We start from the raw sequence: 15,323 nt of genomic DNA, 5'->3' as shown, positions 1-15,323 counted from the left end.
TCTCTCACCCGCCGGTCGCGAGCTGCCAACCGTTGACGACGGCGTCGACAGAAGCGGCGGTGTAGTTCAGGACCAGGTCCGGCTGCACGCCCAGCCAGATGGTACCGACGATCAGGGGAACGAAGATGACCAGCTCGCGCAGGTCGATGTCCTTGATCGTGGCCAGGGCCGGGTTGGTGATCTCGCCGAACATGACGTTGCGGTACAGGGTCAGGGCGTAGACGGCCGACAGGATGACGCCGGTCGCGGCCACGAAGGCAGCCCAGGTCGAGGCCTGATAGACGCCGGTCATCGTCAGCATCTCGCCGATGAAGCCCGAGGTGCCCGGCAGGCCGACGTTGGCCATGGTGAACATCAGGAAGATGGCCGCGTACCAGGGCATCCGGTTGGTCAGGCCGCCGTAGAAGGCGATCTCGCGGGTGTGCATCCGGTCGTAGACGACGCCGACGCACAGGAAGAGCGCGCCCGAGATCAGGCCGTGGCTCAGCATCTGGAAGATGGCGCCCTGCATCCCCTGGGCGTTGCCGGCGAAGATGCCCATGGTCACGAAGCCCATGTGGGCCACCGACGAATAGGCGATCAGCTTCTTGATGTCCGTCTGACGGAAGGCGACCAGCGAGGTGTAGGCGATGGCGATCACCGACAGGGTGAACACCAGCGGCTGATACTGGATCGACGCCTCCGGGAACATCGGCACGTTGAACAGGATGAAGCCGTAGCCGCCGAGCTTCAGCAGGATGCCGGCCAGGATGACCGAACCGGCCGTCGGCGCCTGCACGTGGGCGTCCGGCAGCCAGGTGTGGACGGGCCACATCGGCATCTTGACCGCGAACGAGGCGAAGAAGGCCAGCCACAGCACCGACTGGGCCTGCGGGCTGAAGGCGAAGGTCTTCAGCTCGGGAATGCTGGTCGTGCCGGCCTCGTTGGCCATCCACAGCATGGCCAACAGCATCAGGACGGACCCGAGCAGGGTGTAGAGGAAGAACTTGTAGGCGGCGTAGATCCGGTTCGCCCCGCCCCACACGCCGATGATGATGAACATCGGCACCAGGGTGCCTTCGAAGAAGATGTAGAACAGGAACAGGTCCAGCGAGGTGAACACCCCGATGACCAGGGTCTCCAGCACCAGGAAGGCGATCATGTAGTCGACGACGCGGGTCTCGATCGACTTCCAGCTGGCCAGGATACAGATCGGCATCAGGAAGGCCGTCAGCAGGACGAACAGGATCGAGATGCCGTCGACGCCGAGGTGATAGCCGGCCCCGGCGAACCAGGCGTAGTTCTCTACGAACTGATAGGCCGGGTTCGTGCTGTCGAACGACAGCACCAGCACCGCCGACACGGCCAGGGTCACCAGCGTCGTGACCAGCGCGCCCCAGCGGGCGATGTCGTCACGGCGCGCAGGGGCGGCAAACCGGCCCGCCAGGATCAGAAGCGCCCCGACCAGCGGCAGGAACGTGACGACGCTCAGGATATTGGGGATCGCACCCATAACTCAGGCACCCCAGGTGTAGATGGCGAAGGCGAGCAGACCGGCCACGCCGATCAGCATCACGAACGCGTAGTAGTAGACATAGCCAGACTGGAACTTGGACAGCCAGCCGGCCGATTTCAGCGATCCCCAGGCCGCGCCGTTGGGACCCAGGCCGTCGATGATCCGCACGTCACAGACCTTCCAGAAGAAGTCGCCCAGCGCCTTGGCGCCCTTGACGAAGACGAGGTCATACAGCTCGTCGAAGAACCACTTGTTGTAGAGGAAGGTCCACAGCGGTCCCTCCTTCTCGGCCATCCGCTTCGCCAGCCCCTCGCGCAGGACATAGTAGTAGGCGGCGATGGCGGCCCCCAGCAGGGTCACGACCAGCGGCGACCACTTCACCCACAGCGGAACCTCGTGGCTCTCGTGCAGGACGTGGTTGTCCGGACCGTTGAAGATGGCGCCGCGCCAGAACTCGGTCTCGTGATGGCCGATGAAGTCGGGCGCGAAGACGAAGCCCGCCGCGACCGCGCCGACCGACAGAAGGATCAACGGCACCAGCATGACCCAGGGGCTCTCGTGCGGCTTCATCGGACCATGGTGGCCATGGCCGTGGTCGTCATGGGCATGGTCGTCCGGCAGGGGCTCGGAATGGGTCTCCAGCTGCGCCGGATGCGCCGCGTGGTCGTCGTGGCCGTGCGCATGCGCATGGGCGTCTTCCTTCCACGCCGGCTTGTTGTGGAAGGTCATGAAGATCAGCCGCCACGAATAGTAGCTCGTAAGACCTGCCGCAAAGATGCCGACGAAGAAGGCGAAATACCCCGCCGCGGAATGACCGCTCGTCGCCGCCGCATAGGCGCTCTCGATGATCGAATCCTTGGAATAGAAGCCGGCGAAGCCGCCGATCTCGGGGATACCCAGGCCGGTGATGGCGATCGTGCCGATCATCATGACGGCATAGGTGACGGGCAACAGCTTCCACAGCCCGCCCATCTTCCGCATGTCCTGCTCGTGGTGCATCCCGTGGATGACCGAGCCGGCCCCGAGGAACAGCAGGGCCTTGAAAAAGGCGTGGGTGAACAGGTGGAACATGGCGGACTCGTAGACGCCGACGCCCGCCGCGAAGAACATGTAGCCCAGCTGCGAACAGGTCGAATAGGCGATGACCCGCTTGATGTCGTTCTGCATCAGGCCGACCGTCGCTGCGAACAGGGCCGTGACCGCGCCGGTAATGGCGATCAGCAGCGAGGCCGTCGGGGCGTATTCGTAGATCGGGCTCAGCAGGCAGACCATGTAGACGCCGGCCGTGACCATGGTCGCGGCGTGGATCAGGGCCGACACAGGCGTCGGACCTTCCATGGCGTCGGGCAGCCAGGTGTGCAGGAAGAACTGGGCCGACTTGCCCATGGCGCCGACGAACAGAAGCACGCCCGCCAGATCCAGCGCCGACCAGGTGTGACCCAGGAATTCCCAGCCCTGCCCCTGTTTCGCGGCGATCAGCGGGAACAGCTCGGCGAACTCGATCGTGCCGAACATCCAGAAGACGGTGATGATGCCGAGCGCGAAGCCGAAGTCGCCGACCCGGTTGACGACGAAAGCCTTGATGGCGGCGGCGGACGCGGTCGATTTCTTGAACCAGAAGCCGATCAGCAGATAGGACGCCAGCCCCACGCCCTCCCAGCCGAAGAACAGCTGCATGAAGTCCGCGGCGGTCACCAGGGCCAGCATGGCGAAGGTGAACAGGGACAGATAGGCGAAGAAGCGCGGCCGGCTGTCGTCCTCGGCCATATAGCCCCAGGAATACAGGTGCACGAGCGACGAGACGCTGGTGACCACGACCAGCATAACCGCCGACAGGGCGTCGATCCGGATCGACCAGGCGGACTGGAAGTCGCCGACGTTGATGAAGGGCGCGATCGTGACCGTGAACGGTTCGAGGTGTCCCCACGTCCACTGGCTGAACACCGTCCAGGCCACGGCGCACGAGAAGAACAGCAGGCCCGTCGTGACGGCCTGCGACGGGATATCGCCGATGCGGCGGCCGAAGAAGCCGGCGATCGCGGCACCGAGCAGCGGGGCGAAGACGCCGAGCGTGACGAGCAGTTCGAGAGGCACTCCGGTCAGCCCTTCATCACGTTGGCGTCGTCAACCGCGATGTCGCCGCGGTTGCGGAAGAAGGTCACCAGGATGGCCAAGCCCACGGCGGCCTCGGCCGCCGCCACGGTCAGGACGAACATGGCCATGATCTGCCCCTGGACGTCGTTCAGATAGGCCGAGAAGGCGACGAAGTTGATGTTCACGGCCAGCAGGATCAGCTCGACCGACATCAGGATGATGATGACGTTCTTGCGGTTCACGAAGATGCCGAAGACACCGATGGTGAACAGCATGGCGGCGACCGCCAGATAGTGTTGCAGACCGACGTCCATCAGCGCAGCTCCTCGCCGGTGACGCCGGCCCCGGTGACCACGCCCTTGATCTCGACCGAGGTCTTGCGGTCGCGGTTGGTCTGGGCACCCGGATCCTGACGCCGGACCGACGGCTTCTTGCGAAGGGTCAGGACGATGGCGCCGATCATGGCGATCAGCAGCACGATCCCGGCCGCCTGGAAGAAGTAGATGTAGTCCGTGTAGAGCACCCGCCCGATCGTCTCGACGTTCGAGGCATCGGCGGTGGCGACAGCGGGAGCCACGGCGTCAGACGCCGCCCCGCCCTGCACCACGACGATCGAGATCATGACCATCTCGGCCAGCAGCACGCCGGCCACGATCGCCGCGAGCGGCAGGTAGGTCGCGTAGCCTTCCCGCAGCCGCACGAAGTCGACGTCCAGCATCATGACGACGAAGAGGAACAGCACCGCCACGGCACCCACGTAGACGACCACCAGCAGCATCGCGAGGAACTCGGCCCCCAGCAGCACGAACAGCCCGGCCGACGAGAAGAAGGCCAGGATCAACCACAGGACGCTGTGCACAGGGTTGCGCGCGGTCACGACCAGAAGGCCGGACACCACGGCCACCGCCGAGAGCAGATAGAAGGCTATGCCTTGCAGCATGGGAGGCTTTCGCCCTTTCCGAATTGGTGCGGCGCAATCGCCGCACCTCTTAGACAGCGTTCGCTTCAAAATGAAGCGAGCAATTCGTATTCCGTCCCTCTCCCGGAGTGAGAGGGAAATCCTCACCGATAGGGCGCGTCCAGTTCCAGGTTCCTGGCGATCTGGCGTTCCCAGCGGTCGCCGTTGTCCAGCAGGCGCGCCTTGTCATAGAGCAGCTCCTCGCGGGTCTCGGTCGCGAACTCGCTGTTGGGGCCCTCGACGATGGCGTCCACCGGGCAGGCCTCCTGGCACAGGCCGCAGTAGATGCATTTGACCATGTCGATGTCGTAGCGCGTCGTGCGGCGGCTGCCGTCGCTGCGCGGCTCCGATTCGATCGTGATGGCCTGGGCCGGGCAGATGGCTTCGCACAGCTTGCAGGCGATGCAGCGTTCCTCGCCATTGGCATAGCGGCGCAGCGCGTGCTCGCCCCGGAAGCGAGGCGACTGGGGATTACGCTCGAACGGATAGTTGATGGTGTGCTTGGGGCGGAAGAACTCGCGCATGGTGAGCCCGAAGGCCCCCACCATGTCGATCAGCATCGCGCCCTTCGCGGCCTGGGCGATACGGGTAATCATCGGATGGGGTCTCCGGGACGGCGGCAGTCGCGGCGATAGCGATCCGTGTCGGTGTTCATGATGGCGCACAGGCGAACGCGTTCGGCCTCCTGTCGCTCGATGCCTTCCTGACGGCGCTGCCACTGATAGACGGACGCGGGCTCCGCCTCATAGGCGGGCGGCAGGCAGCCGGTCAGGGCGATGGCGGTGATGGACAGGGCGACCATCCGGATCATGCCCCGACCACGAAGACGCGCCAGGCCGACACGATCACCACGGCCACCAGCGAGGTCGGCAGGAAGATCTTCCAGCCCAGCCGCATCAGCTGATCATAGCGGTAGCGGGGCACGAAGGTCTTCACCATCGCGAACATGAAGAACCAGAAGACAATCTTGGTCGCCAGCACCAGGAACAGCAGCAGGTTCACCAGGAACGGCGGCCAGTCGGCGGTGAAGTCGATCGGGAATCCGGGGTTCCAGCCGCCGAAGAACAGCAGGCTGATCATGGCGCACATGAAGACGATGTTGGCGTATTCGCCGATCATGAACAGCAGGTAGGGCGTCGAGGAATATTCGACCTGATACCCGGCCACGAGCTCGGATTCGGCCTCGGGCAGATCGAACGGAGGACGGTTGGTTTCGGCCAGGGCCGAGATAAAGAACATCATCGTCACCGGGATCATCACGACGATCAGCGGCCAGGTGTCGAGACCGCCCCCGAAAGCGAACCAGTTCCAGATCCAGCCTTCCTGGGCCGTGACGATCGACGACAGGTTCATGGTCCCGGCCAGAAGGATCACGTTGATGATGATCAGGCCGATGGAGACTTCGTACGACACCATCTGCGCGGCCGACCGCAGCGATCCCAGGAACGGATACTTCGAGTTCGAAGCCCAGCCGCCCATGATGATGCCGTAGACGCCCAGCGAACTGATGGCGAAAATGTAGAGGATGCCGACGTTCAGGTCGGACACGACCCAGCCCGGGGCGAACGGAATGGCGGCCCAGGCCACGAAGGCCAGGACGAAGCTGATCAGCGGGGCCAGCAGGAAGACCGCCTTGTCGGCCCCGGCGGGAACGACGATTTCCTTCAGCACGAACTTCAGGAAGTCGGCGAACGACTGCAGCAGGCCGAACGGACCCACGACGTTGGGCCCCTTGCGCATCATCACGGCCGCCCAGATCTTGCGATCCGCCAGCAGCAGGAAGGCCAGGGACAGCAGGATCCCGACCGTGACGATCAGGATGCCGCCCGTGGTGATCAGGGTCCAGCCGACGGGGCCCGTCCAGAAACTCTCGGTCATGCTCTACTCCGCCGCCAGCAGGGCCGGAGACATGCGCAGGGCGCTGAGCTCGGCCATGGTCGCGCTGGCGCGCGCGATCGGGTTGTTCAGATAGGGGTCGGTCACGGCCGAGGTGAGGGCCACGTCGCCCAGATCGCCCTTGGTCCCCAGGCTCGCCACGTCGAACGATGCCGCCGGAGCCAGATAGTCGATCCGTCCAAAGGTCGGATGATCGGCCATCAACCGCGTGCGCAGCTGGTCCAGGGTGTCGTACGGCAGGGTGTGGCCGACGCGCTCGGACAGGGCGCGCAGGATGGCCCAGTCTTCCTTGGCTTCGCCCTTCGGGAAGACAGCGCGTTCGCCCATCTGCACCCGGCCCTCGGTGTTGACGTAGAGGCCCGACTTCTCGGTCCAGGCCGCCCCCGGCAGGATGACGTCGGCGGTATGCGCGCCCCGGTCGCCGTGGCTGCCCAGATAGACCTTGAAGGCCTTGGACGGGCCGGTCTCGATCTCGTCCGCTCCCAGCAGGAACAGGACGTCGAGCGCACCCGGCTGCACCATCTCATGGGCCGACTTGCCGCCCGATGCCGGCACAAAGCCCATGTCCAGGCCGCCGACGCGGGCGGCGGCGTGATGCAGGACGTTGAAGCCGTTCCAGCCGTCCTTGACGACACCCAGCTTGCGGGCGAGGGCGCCGAGCGCATTGAGCACGGCGGGGCCATTTGCGCCCGACAAGGCCCCCGAACCGATGACGATGGCCGGGCGTTCGGCGTTCGACAGGGCGTCGGCGGCCGCCTTCGGCAGCTTGGACAGGGTCTTCGTCCCGCGACCGATCAGGTCGTAGTCGTAGGTCAGGTCGGCGGCGTCGCCGATCACGCCGACGCGGGTCTTGCCGGCCAGCCACGACTTGCGGATACGCTGGTTCAGCAGCGGGCCTTCGGTGCGCGGATTGACGCCGACCAGAAGGATCGAGTCGGCCTCTTCCAGACCCTGCAGGCCCGTGTTGAACAGCCAGCCTTCGCGGGGCCCATGGCCCAGGGCCGATCCGTCCTGGCGGCAGTCGGTGTTGGACGAGCCGAGAGCGCGGAACAGGTCCAGCGCCGCCTTCATCGACTCCGCGTCCTGAAGGTCGCCGGCGATGACGCCGATCCGGTCGGCCGGAGCCGCCTTGAGCGTCGAGGCGACCGCGTTCAGCGCCTCGTCCCACGAGGCGACGCGCAGCTTGCCGTTCTCACGCACATAGGGGCGGTCCAGACGACGCGCCTGCAGGCCGTCGACGACGTAGCGGCTCTTGTCCGAAAGCCACTCCTCGTTGATGCCCTCGTGCACGCGCGGCAGGATGCGCATGATCTCGGCGCCCTTGGACTGGGCCGAGATGTTGGAGCCCAGGGCGTCCATGACGTCGATGGTCTCGGTCTTCTTCAGTTCCCACGGGCGATAGTGGAACTGCCACGGACGGTGCGTCAGGGCTCCGACCGGGCACAGGTCGTTGACGTTGCCCGACAGCTCGGACCCCACGGCCTGTTCCAGATAGGTGGTGATCTCGGCGTCCTCTCCACGGCTGATCATGCCGATGTCCGGCACGCCCGCCACTTCCGACACGAACCGCACGCAGCGGGTGCACTGGATGCACCGCGTCATGAAGGTCTTGATGGTCGGACCCATGTTCTTTTCTTCGACCGCGCGCTTGTTCTCCGCATAGCGGGACCCGTCGCGGCCATAGCCCATGGCCTGGTCTTGCAGGTCGCACTCGCCGCCCTGGTCGCAGATCGGGCAATCCAGCGGGTGGTTGATGAGCAGGAACTCCATCACCCCCTCGCGGGCCTTCTTCACCATCGGCGTGTCGGTGAAGATCTCCTGGTTCTCCGCGGCCGGCAGGGCGCACGACGCCTGCGGCTTGGGCGGTCCGGGCTTCACCTCGACCAGGCACATGCGGCAGTTGCCGGCGATCGACAGCCGCTCGTGGTAGCAGAAACGCGGGATCTCGTGCCCGGCGCGCTCGGCGACCTGAAGCACGGTCATGCCGGGCTCGAACTCGACTTCGACGCCGTTGACCTTGGCGACGGGCATCAGCTTACCTCTTCTTCAGCGCGGACAGGCATCATGGCCTGCTGCGTCGTGCCGTCCGGCAATGTCTGGGTGATCTCGATCTCTTCGCCGCGAATGACGTAGCGAACAACGGCGTCCCCGGCCTGGTCCATCCAGCGGACGGCTTCGGGGTCGGGCAGATCCAGAGGCTTCCAGACCACCAGACCGTCGCCGGCGCGGCACTGGGCCTTCATGATCCCGCCATCGACCGGCGCGCGCCACTGGGCGTTGACGACCTGACCTTCCAGTCCGGTCAGTTCGATGTCCGCCAGCTGCTGGCCGTGGATGGCGGCCAGACCCGCGCGGCAGACGCGGCGCAGGTCGACAGCGGTCAGCACGGCGGGCGACTGGGCCACCGCATCGGAGACCGGAGCCGTCGCGGCGACCTTTTCGGCCGGCGTAGCGGCGGTCTCGGCAGGCTCGCCGCAGGCCGCCAGCGCCACCGCCGCCACAGTCAGGATCAGGGCGCGCCGCATCCCCTACTCCGCCGCGATCGCGTGGCCGGCGAAGTTCGCGCGGCGGGTGCGGTACTGCGAGATGCGGTCCTCGATCTCGTGGCGGAAATGGCGGATCAGCCCCTGGACCGGCCAGGCGGCGGCGTCGCCGAGCGCGCAGATGGTGTGGCCCTCGATCTGGGTCGAGACTTCCAGCAGCATGTCGATCTCGCCCGGATCGGCCTCGCCCACGGCCATCCGCTCCAGCACGCGCCACATCCAGCCGGTGCCTTCGCGGCAAGGCGTGCACTGGCCGCAGCTCTCGTGCTTGTAGAAATAGCTGATGCGCGCGATCGCCTTCACCAGGTCGGTGGAGTTGTCCATCACGACCACGGCCGCCGTGCCCAGACCCGACTTCATCTCACGCAGACTGTCGAAGTCCATCAGCGCGACCTCGCTCATCTCGCGCGTGATCAGGGGCACCGAGACGCCGCCCGGGATGATGGCCTTCAGATTGTCCCAGCCGCCGCGCACGCCACCGCAGTGATCCTCGATCAGCTGGCGCAGCGGGATCGACATGGCTTCTTCGACATTGCACGGCCGGTTCACGTGGCCGCTGATGCTCATCAGCTTGGTGCCGGTGTTGTTCGGACGGCCGAAGCCGGCGAACCATTCGGCCCCCCGACGCAGGATGGTGCCGACGACGGCGATCGACTCGACGTTGTTGACCGTGGTCGGGCAACCGTAGAGGCCCGCACCGGCCGGGAACGGCGGCTTCAGGCGCGGCTGGCCCTTCTTGCCCTCGAGGCTTTCTAGCAGGGCGGTCTCTTCGCCGCAGATGTAGGCGCCCGCGCCGTGGTGAATGTAGACGTCGAAGTCCCAGCCGTGGATGTTGTTCTTGCCGATCAGCCGGGCCTCATAGGCCTGCTTGACCGCCGCCTCCATCCGCTCGCGCTCGAGCACATACTCGCCGCGCAGATAGATGTAGCAGGCGTGGGCCTGCATCGCGAAGGAGGCGATCAGGCAGCCCTCGATCAGCAGGTGGGGATCATGGCGCATGATCTCCCGGTCCTTGCAGGTGCCGGGCTCGGATTCGTCGGCGTTGACGACCAGGTAGTGAGGACGATCCTTCACCTCCTTGGGCATGAAGGACCACTTCAGGCCGGTCGAGAAGCCGGCGCCGCCTCGGCCGCGCAGGCCCGAGTTCTTGACGTTGGTGATGAGCCAGTCGCGGCCCATGTCCAGCATGTCCTTCGTGGCGTTCCAGCAGCCGCGGTTCTTCGCGCCTTCCAGACCCCAATCCTGGAGACCGTACAGGTTGGTGAAGATGCGATCCTTGTCTTCCAGCAGACCGACCATCAGAGAGCCTCCCCTGCCCCGACCACCCCGGCCGTTCCCGCTGCCGCGTGGGCGCGAGAGTTCGCTTCGGCGATCGCCGCGAGAGCGTTCGTCGGGCGGAGGCGTCCGCTCTCCGACTGGGGATGCTGGGCGTTCAGGCGCATTCGGGGAACCGGGGGACACGGGCGAAGGGGACGGCGAGGTGGGACGCGGCGGCTGGGGCTGCACCGAGGCGCCGCTCAGCGACAGGGAACCGGCCACCATCAGATTGGCCATGACCAGACCGGCGACGTTGCGCCGGGCGGGCTTGCGGGTCGATTTCCTGGATGTCACGACGATCCCCCGAGCGTCTTGCGATCCGCGATACTGCACCGCTTGTGGCACAGTCGCGCGACGGCCGGCCGGCGGCAAGGCGAACGACGGTCATCGCGTCGAACCTTCCAGCTCGGCCATGCGCTGGCGGTGGTGACGGGTGCGCAGGAAGGTCGTGGCGATCACCATCGCCCATCCGGCGGCCAGCATGCCGTAGCCGACGACGATCGTGCCGGCAGGCAGACCCAGAAGCTCGCGCGAGGCCGCGACGCAGAACAGGGCGGCGAGAATGATCAGCGCCAGCCCGCCCCAGCGCAGGGGCAGAGCGACCTGTCGCAGCTCCTTGCGATAGGCGGCGCGGCCTTCTTCGGTCTCGAGGTCCGGCGCGGTCACTGATCGCCCTCGCCCCTGGACGCGTCGGACTCACCCGCCTTGCGCGCCTTGGCGAACATGGCGGCACCGATGGCGAAGAAGGCCGCGCCGACGCCCACGAAGGCCAGCCGGTCGCCGTCGGTGAGGCCCAGGATGAGGAAGGTCACCCCGATCGCGAAAAACGCGGCTCCGCTGCCCTGAAGGGCCTTCGGTGATTTGGGGTCGCTGGCCTCGCTCATGCGGGCACCGGCGCAGGATCGCTGTTCGGCAGCTTCGAGATCGGCTTGGCGGCCGTGCCGTCATAGAGCCCGGGATCGGTCAGGGTCAGCGGTCCGCCCTCGGGCGCCGAGTTCACGCGGTCGATGCGCGTACCCGGCTTCGGGGCCTTGCCCGCCGCGAAGTCGTCGATGATCTGGTTCAGGTCGGCAGCGGTCAGATCCTCGAAATAGTAGTCGTTGATCATGGCCATCGGGGCGTTGACGCAGGCCCCCAGGCACTCGACCTCTTCCCAGTAGAACTTGCCGTCGGCCGACAGGGTCTGCTTTTCACCGATCCGGCTCTTGCAGACCTTCATCAGCTCGCCCGAGCCGCGCAGCATGCAAGGCGTCGTGCCGCAGACCTGGATCAGGGCCGCCGAGCCGACCGGCTCCAGCATGAACATCGTGTAGAAGGTCGCGACCTCCAGCACCCGGATGTAGGCCATGTCGAGCTTGTCGGCGATGGCGCGGATGGCGGGCTCGGAGACCCAGCCCTCCTGCTTCTGCACCAGCCACAGCATGGGGATCACGGCCGAACGCGCGCGGTCGGCCGGGTATTTGGCGATCCACCAGTCGACCTTCTTCATCGTCTCCTTCGAGAAGGCGAACGAGGCCGGTTGATCCTTGGCGAGACGACGGACGCTCATGCTCTACCCATCCAGCGATTGAGACGCGCGCTCCAGACCGCCTTGCCGGCATGGGCGAGATCGCGCGACAGCCAGGACATCGGCGGCGCGAACCGCACGGCCAGCTGGCTGAGGAAGATGAAGCCGCTCATCCAGACGATGGAGCGCAGATTGGCTTCCAGGAAGCCTCGGCCCTCCTCCAGATAGCCGGCCCTGTAGGCCCCGCGCACCAGGGTCACGCCGGCAATCCCGGGCGTGGCGACGACTGCGGAAGCGAGGGCGAACTTCGCCCGACCCATGATCGCGCGACGCTTCGGCGAAAAGGCGAACTGGATCAGCACCGCCGTCAGCAGGAAGCCCGAAAAGGCGATCCACTGAAGCGGAGTGAAAACGGGATCGACGGCGAAGGCGCTCATGTCAGCGATCGACCTCGCCGAAGACGATGTCGAGCGAGCCGAGGATGGCGGACACGTCGGCCAGCATGTGGCCGCGGTTCATCCAGTCCATGGCCTGCAGGTGACGGAAGCCCGGGGCGCTGATCTTCACCCGGTACGGCTTGTTGGTGCCGTCCGAGACCAGATAGATTCCGAACTCGCCCTTGGGGGCCTCGACGGCGGCATAGACCTCGCCAGCCGGGGTGTGGAACCCTTCGGTGTAGAGCTTGAAGTGATGGATAAGGGCTTCCATCGACCGCTTCATCTCGCCCCGCGTGGGTGGCACGATCTTGTTGTTCTCGACCATCACGGGCTCGCCCGGACAGTTGCGCAGCTTGTGGATGCACTGCTCCATGATGTGCACCGACTGCTTCATCTCTTCCACGCGAACGAGATAGCGGTCCCAGCAGTCGCCGTTCTTGCCGACCACCACGTCGAAATCGAGCTCGGCATAGCATTCGTAGGGCTGCGACTTGCGCAGGTCCCAGGCGATGTCCGAGCCGCGCAGCATCACGCCGGAGAAGCCCCACTCAAGGGCCTGTTCCTTGGAGACGATGCCGATGTCGACGTTGCGCTGTTTGAAGATGCGGTTCTCGGTGACCAGGCTCTCGATATCGGCCAGGGCCGTCGGGAACTCGGCGCACCAGCGGCCGATGTCGTCGATCAGGGCCATCGGCAAGTCCTGATGGACGCCGCCCGGCCGGAAATAGTTGGCGTGCAGGCGCGCGCCGCAAGCCCGCTCGTAGAACACCATCAGCTTTTCGCGCTGCTCGAACCCCCACAGGGGTGGCGTCAGGGCCCCGACGTCCAGCGCCTGGGTCGTGACGTTCAGCATGTGCGACAGGATGCGGCCGATTTCCGAATACAGGACGCGGATGAGCTGGGCCCGGTACGGGACCTCGATCCCCATCAGCCGCTCGATGGCCAAGCAGAAGGCATGCTCCTGGTTCATCGGTGCGACGTAGTCGAGCCGGTCCAGATAGGGCACGTTCTGGAGGTAGGTGCGCGCCTCCATCAGCTTCTCGGTGCCGCGGTGCAGCAGGCCGATGTGCGGATCGACGCGCTCGACCACTTCCCCGTCCAGCTCCAGCACCAGACGCAGCACGCCGTGCGCGGCCGGGTGCTGCGGGCCGAAGTTGATGGTGAACTTGCGGTCGTCCATCTCCCGCGCGTGAGCGGTCCGGGGATCGCCGAAGGCGATGTGGCCCAGGTCGTCGGCGACGACGTCCAGCTCGGCGCGGGTGGGCGATGCGTTGGCGATGGGGTGTCCGTCAGCCATCAGGCTTTCCCTCCCGACGGCGCGGTCGCGCCCACGGCTTTCGCCTGCGCCGCCTTTTCGTCACCGGGCAGGACGTCGGCCGGATACTCCGCGCCCTCCCAGGGCGACAGGAAATCGAAGTTGCGGAATTCCTGCGTCAGCTTGACGGGTTCATAGACCACCCGCTTCTGCTCCTCGTCGTACCGGACCTCGACATAGCCGGTCATGGGGAAATCCTTGCGCAGCGGATGGCCCTGGAACCCGTAGTCGGTCAGCAGGCGACGCAGGTCCGGATGGTCCGAGAACAGCATGCCGTACATGTCGAACGCCTCGCGCTCGAACCATTCGGCTGACGGATACACGGAGATGACGGTCGGGACCGGCGCGACCTCGTCGGTCGTGACCTTGACCCGGACGCGGGCGTTCCGGGTCAGGCTGAGAAGATGATAGACGACGTCGAACCGTTCGGCCCGGTCGGGATAGTCGACGCCGCAGACATCCAGCAGCTGCTGGAAGCCGAAGCGGTCGCGCAGGTCCGTCAGCACGCCCACGATCCGGTCGCGGTGGCAGGTCAGGGTCAGTTCGCCATAGGCCACGGTCGCGTCGACCTGCAGCGCAGCGACCATCTCCTGGCCCAGCGGCGTCAGCACGGCGGTGTTGGCGGCGACGGTCGCCAGGTGGCCGGTCGCGTATTTGGGCTGTTCGAACTCGGTCACCGGTCGATGGTCCCCGTGCGACGGATCTTCTTCTGCAGCTGCAGCAGGCCGTAGATTAGCGCCTCGGCGGTGGGCGGGCAGCCCGGCACATAGGCATCCACCGGCACGATCCGGTCGCAGCCGCGAACGACGCTGTAGCTGTAGTGGTAGTAGCCACCGCCGTTGGCGCAGCTGCCCATCGACAGCACGTAGCGCGGGTCCGGCATCTGGTCGTAGACCTTGCGCAGGGCCGGAGCCATCTTGTTGGTCAGGGTTCCGGCCACGATCATCAGGTCCGACTGACGCGGGCTGGCGCGCGGAGCCATGCCGAAGCGCTCCAGATCATAGCGCGGCATCGAGGCCTGGATCATCTCCACGGCGCAGCAGGCCAGACCGAACGTCATCCACATCAGCGACCCCGTACGGGCCCAGTTGATGACGTCATCCAGCGAGGCCGTAAGAAACCCCTGCTCGGCGATCTCGGTGTTGACCGCCTCGAAGAACTTGTCGTGGATCTTGGGATCATAGCCCTCGACCGTGGAGCGACCGCCCTGGCCATAGGCCGTGGGCAGCGGGCTGCTCGGAGCGATTATTGCCATTCCAGCGCGCCCTTCTTCCATTCGTAGATGAAGCCGACCGTGAGCACGCCGAGGAAGGCCATCATCGACCAGAAGGCGAACACCATGGCCCCTTGCCCCAGGTCAAAGATCGATACCGCCCAGGGGAACAGGAAGGCCACTTCCAGGTCGAAGATGATGAAGAGGATCGACACGAGGTAGAACCGCACGTCGAACTTCATCCGTGCGTCGTCGAAGGCGTTGAACCCGCACTCATAGGCCGACAGCTTTTCGGAGTCGGGGTTCGAGGGAGCCAGCACCCAGGCGGCGACCATGAAGCCGATGCCCAGCACCGTCGCGATCCCGAGGAAGATCACGATGGGCAGATATTGCAGAAGGAAAGCGTTCATTCGGAAAATGTCCCTGCCGACGGGGGAGGCGGCGGATTCGGCGCTTTCTAGACCCAAGATCGCGGCGGTTCAAACCCATGCGACGAAAGGATTATTGTTGCGAGCCGTTCGCATAGATTGACGCACCGGGGTTGCCCT

General features: G+C 65.7%; 18 protein-coding genes. All 18 read right to left on the bottom strand.

The window, feature by feature from the left end; all coding sequences use genetic code 11:
• Window positions 1-4: 4 nt before the first annotated feature.
• The gene (locus BRESU_RS09685) at window positions 5-1,492 is read right to left on the bottom strand and encodes an NADH-quinone oxidoreductase subunit M (RefSeq protein ID WP_013269363.1); all 1,488 of its coding nucleotides are present in this window, start codon (window positions 1,490-1,492) and stop codon (window positions 5-7) included.
• A gap of 3 nt (window positions 1,493-1,495) precedes the next feature.
• Window positions 1,496-3,589 (bottom strand): NADH-quinone oxidoreductase subunit L, encoded by a 2,094-nt coding sequence (gene nuoL / locus BRESU_RS09680; protein WP_013269362.1) that lies wholly within the window; start codon window positions 3,587-3,589, stop codon window positions 1,496-1,498.
• A gap of 5 nt (window positions 3,590-3,594) precedes the next feature.
• Window positions 3,595-3,903 (bottom strand): NADH-quinone oxidoreductase subunit NuoK, encoded by a 309-nt coding sequence (nuoK, locus tag BRESU_RS09675; RefSeq protein ID WP_013269361.1) that lies wholly within the window; start codon window positions 3,901-3,903, stop codon window positions 3,595-3,597.
• Window positions 3,903-4,529, bottom strand: coding sequence for an NADH-quinone oxidoreductase subunit J (locus BRESU_RS09670; RefSeq protein WP_013269360.1), 627 nt, complete (start codon window positions 4,527-4,529; stop codon window positions 3,903-3,905). The genes nuoK and BRESU_RS09670 overlap by 1 nt, the downstream gene beginning before the upstream one ends.
• Window positions 4,530-4,651: 122 nt before the next feature.
• A complete protein-coding gene (gene nuoI, locus BRESU_RS09665; RefSeq protein WP_013269359.1) occupies window positions 4,652-5,143 on the bottom strand; it encodes an NADH-quinone oxidoreductase subunit NuoI in 492 nt (163 codons plus the stop codon).
• Window positions 5,140-5,358, bottom strand: coding sequence for a hypothetical protein (locus tag BRESU_RS09660; RefSeq protein ID WP_013269358.1), 219 nt, complete (start codon window positions 5,356-5,358; stop codon window positions 5,140-5,142). Before BRESU_RS09660 ends, nuoI begins: the two co-directional genes overlap by 4 nt.
• Complete coding sequence (gene nuoH, locus BRESU_RS09655) at window positions 5,355-6,425, bottom strand: NADH-quinone oxidoreductase subunit NuoH (protein WP_013269357.1); 1,071 nt, start codon at window positions 6,423-6,425, stop codon at window positions 5,355-5,357. The genes BRESU_RS09660 and nuoH overlap by 4 nt, the downstream gene beginning before the upstream one ends.
• A 3-nt stretch (window positions 6,426-6,428) precedes the next feature.
• Window positions 6,429-8,474, bottom strand: coding sequence for an NADH-quinone oxidoreductase subunit NuoG (nuoG, locus tag BRESU_RS09650; protein ID WP_013269356.1), 2,046 nt, complete (start codon window positions 8,472-8,474; stop codon window positions 6,429-6,431).
• Window positions 8,474-8,968 carry a hypothetical protein gene (locus tag BRESU_RS09645; RefSeq protein ID WP_013269355.1) on the bottom strand — a complete coding sequence of 165 codons (495 nt, stop codon included), beginning with the start codon at window positions 8,966-8,968 and terminating at the stop codon, window positions 8,474-8,476. Before BRESU_RS09645 ends, nuoG begins: the two co-directional genes overlap by 1 nt.
• Before the next feature lie 3 nt (window positions 8,969-8,971).
• Window positions 8,972-10,285 (bottom strand): NADH-quinone oxidoreductase subunit NuoF, encoded by a 1,314-nt coding sequence (gene nuoF / locus BRESU_RS09640; protein WP_013269354.1) that lies wholly within the window; start codon window positions 10,283-10,285, stop codon window positions 8,972-8,974.
• Between the two features lie 402 nt (window positions 10,286-10,687).
• Window positions 10,688-10,969, bottom strand: a complete 282-nt coding sequence (locus BRESU_RS09635; protein WP_013269353.1) for a hypothetical protein — start codon at window positions 10,967-10,969, stop codon at window positions 10,688-10,690.
• Window positions 10,966-11,187, bottom strand: a complete 222-nt coding sequence (locus BRESU_RS09630) for a hypothetical protein (RefSeq protein WP_013269352.1) — start codon at window positions 11,185-11,187, stop codon at window positions 10,966-10,968. The genes BRESU_RS09635 and BRESU_RS09630 overlap by 4 nt, the downstream gene beginning before the upstream one ends.
• On the bottom strand, window positions 11,184-11,852 hold the full coding sequence (gene nuoE, locus BRESU_RS09625) for an NADH-quinone oxidoreductase subunit NuoE (protein WP_013269351.1): 669 nt from the start codon (window positions 11,850-11,852) through the stop codon (window positions 11,184-11,186). The genes BRESU_RS09630 and nuoE overlap by 4 nt, the downstream gene beginning before the upstream one ends.
• Complete coding sequence (locus BRESU_RS09620; RefSeq protein ID WP_013269350.1) at window positions 11,849-12,247, bottom strand: hypothetical protein; 399 nt, start codon at window positions 12,245-12,247, stop codon at window positions 11,849-11,851. The genes nuoE and BRESU_RS09620 overlap by 4 nt, the downstream gene beginning before the upstream one ends.
• 1 nt (window position 12,248) lies before the next feature.
• Window positions 12,249-13,427 carry an NADH-quinone oxidoreductase subunit D gene (locus BRESU_RS09615; protein WP_156796288.1) on the bottom strand — a complete coding sequence of 393 codons (1,179 nt, stop codon included), beginning with the start codon at window positions 13,425-13,427 and terminating at the stop codon, window positions 12,249-12,251.
• Window positions 13,428-13,543: 116 nt separating this feature from the next.
• Window positions 13,544-14,149, bottom strand: a complete 606-nt coding sequence (locus BRESU_RS09610) for an NADH-quinone oxidoreductase subunit C (protein ID WP_050762558.1) — start codon at window positions 14,147-14,149, stop codon at window positions 13,544-13,546.
• A gap of 86 nt (window positions 14,150-14,235) precedes the next feature.
• Window positions 14,236-14,838, bottom strand: coding sequence for a NuoB/complex I 20 kDa subunit family protein (locus BRESU_RS09605; protein WP_156796139.1), 603 nt, complete (start codon window positions 14,836-14,838; stop codon window positions 14,236-14,238).
• Window positions 14,808-15,185 carry an NADH-quinone oxidoreductase subunit A gene (locus BRESU_RS09600; protein ID WP_013269346.1) on the bottom strand — a complete coding sequence of 126 codons (378 nt, stop codon included), beginning with the start codon at window positions 15,183-15,185 and terminating at the stop codon, window positions 14,808-14,810. Before BRESU_RS09600 ends, BRESU_RS09605 begins: the two co-directional genes overlap by 31 nt.
• Window positions 15,186-15,323 lie beyond the last annotated feature (138 nt).

This window comes from Brevundimonas subvibrioides ATCC 15264 (assembly GCF_000144605.1).
GTDB lineage: Bacteria > Pseudomonadota > Alphaproteobacteria > Caulobacterales > Caulobacteraceae > Brevundimonas > Brevundimonas subvibrioides.
This window is presented reverse-complemented; position numbering and strand designations above follow the sequence as displayed.

Coding starts and splice junctions, on each gene's coding strand:
- BRESU_RS09660 (WP_013269358.1), bottom strand. CDS start 5,358: ATGATCCGGATGGTCGCCCTGTCCATCACCGCCATCGCCCTGACCGGC.
- nuoI (WP_013269359.1), bottom strand. CDS start 5,143: ATGATTACCCGTATCGCCCAGGCCGCGAAGGGCGCGATGCTGATCGAC.
- BRESU_RS09610 (WP_050762558.1), bottom strand. CDS start 14,149: ATGGTCGCTGCGCTGCAGGTCGACGCGACCGTGGCCTATGGCGAACTG.
- nuoE (WP_013269351.1), bottom strand. CDS start 11,852: ATGAGCGTCCGTCGTCTCGCCAAGGATCAACCGGCCTCGTTCGCCTTC.
- BRESU_RS09600 (WP_013269346.1), bottom strand. CDS start 15,185: ATGAACGCTTTCCTTCTGCAATATCTGCCCATCGTGATCTTCCTCGGG.
- BRESU_RS09670 (WP_013269360.1), bottom strand. CDS start 4,529: ATGCTGCAAGGCATAGCCTTCTATCTGCTCTCGGCGGTGGCCGTGGTG.
- BRESU_RS09685 (WP_013269363.1), bottom strand. CDS start 1,492: ATGGGTGCGATCCCCAATATCCTGAGCGTCGTCACGTTCCTGCCGCTG.
- BRESU_RS09620 (WP_013269350.1), bottom strand. CDS start 12,247: ATGAGCGCCTTCGCCGTCGATCCCGTTTTCACTCCGCTTCAGTGGATC.
- BRESU_RS09645 (WP_013269355.1), bottom strand. CDS start 8,968: ATGCGGCGCGCCCTGATCCTGACTGTGGCGGCGGTGGCGCTGGCGGCC.
- BRESU_RS09605 (WP_156796139.1), bottom strand. CDS start 14,838: ATGGAAGAAGGGCGCGCTGGAATGGCAATAATCGCTCCGAGCAGCCCG.
- nuoF (WP_013269354.1), bottom strand. CDS start 10,285: ATGGTCGGTCTGCTGGAAGACAAGGATCGCATCTTCACCAACCTGTAC.
- nuoH (WP_013269357.1), bottom strand. CDS start 6,425: ATGACCGAGAGTTTCTGGACGGGCCCCGTCGGCTGGACCCTGATCACC.
- BRESU_RS09630 (WP_013269352.1), bottom strand. CDS start 11,187: ATGAGCGAGGCCAGCGACCCCAAATCACCGAAGGCCCTTCAGGGCAGC.
- nuoG (WP_013269356.1), bottom strand. CDS start 8,474: ATGCCCGTCGCCAAGGTCAACGGCGTCGAAGTCGAGTTCGAGCCCGGC.
- nuoK (WP_013269361.1), bottom strand. CDS start 3,903: ATGGACGTCGGTCTGCAACACTATCTGGCGGTCGCCGCCATGCTGTTC.
- BRESU_RS09615 (WP_156796288.1), bottom strand. CDS start 13,427: ATGGACGACCGCAAGTTCACCATCAACTTCGGCCCGCAGCACCCGGCC.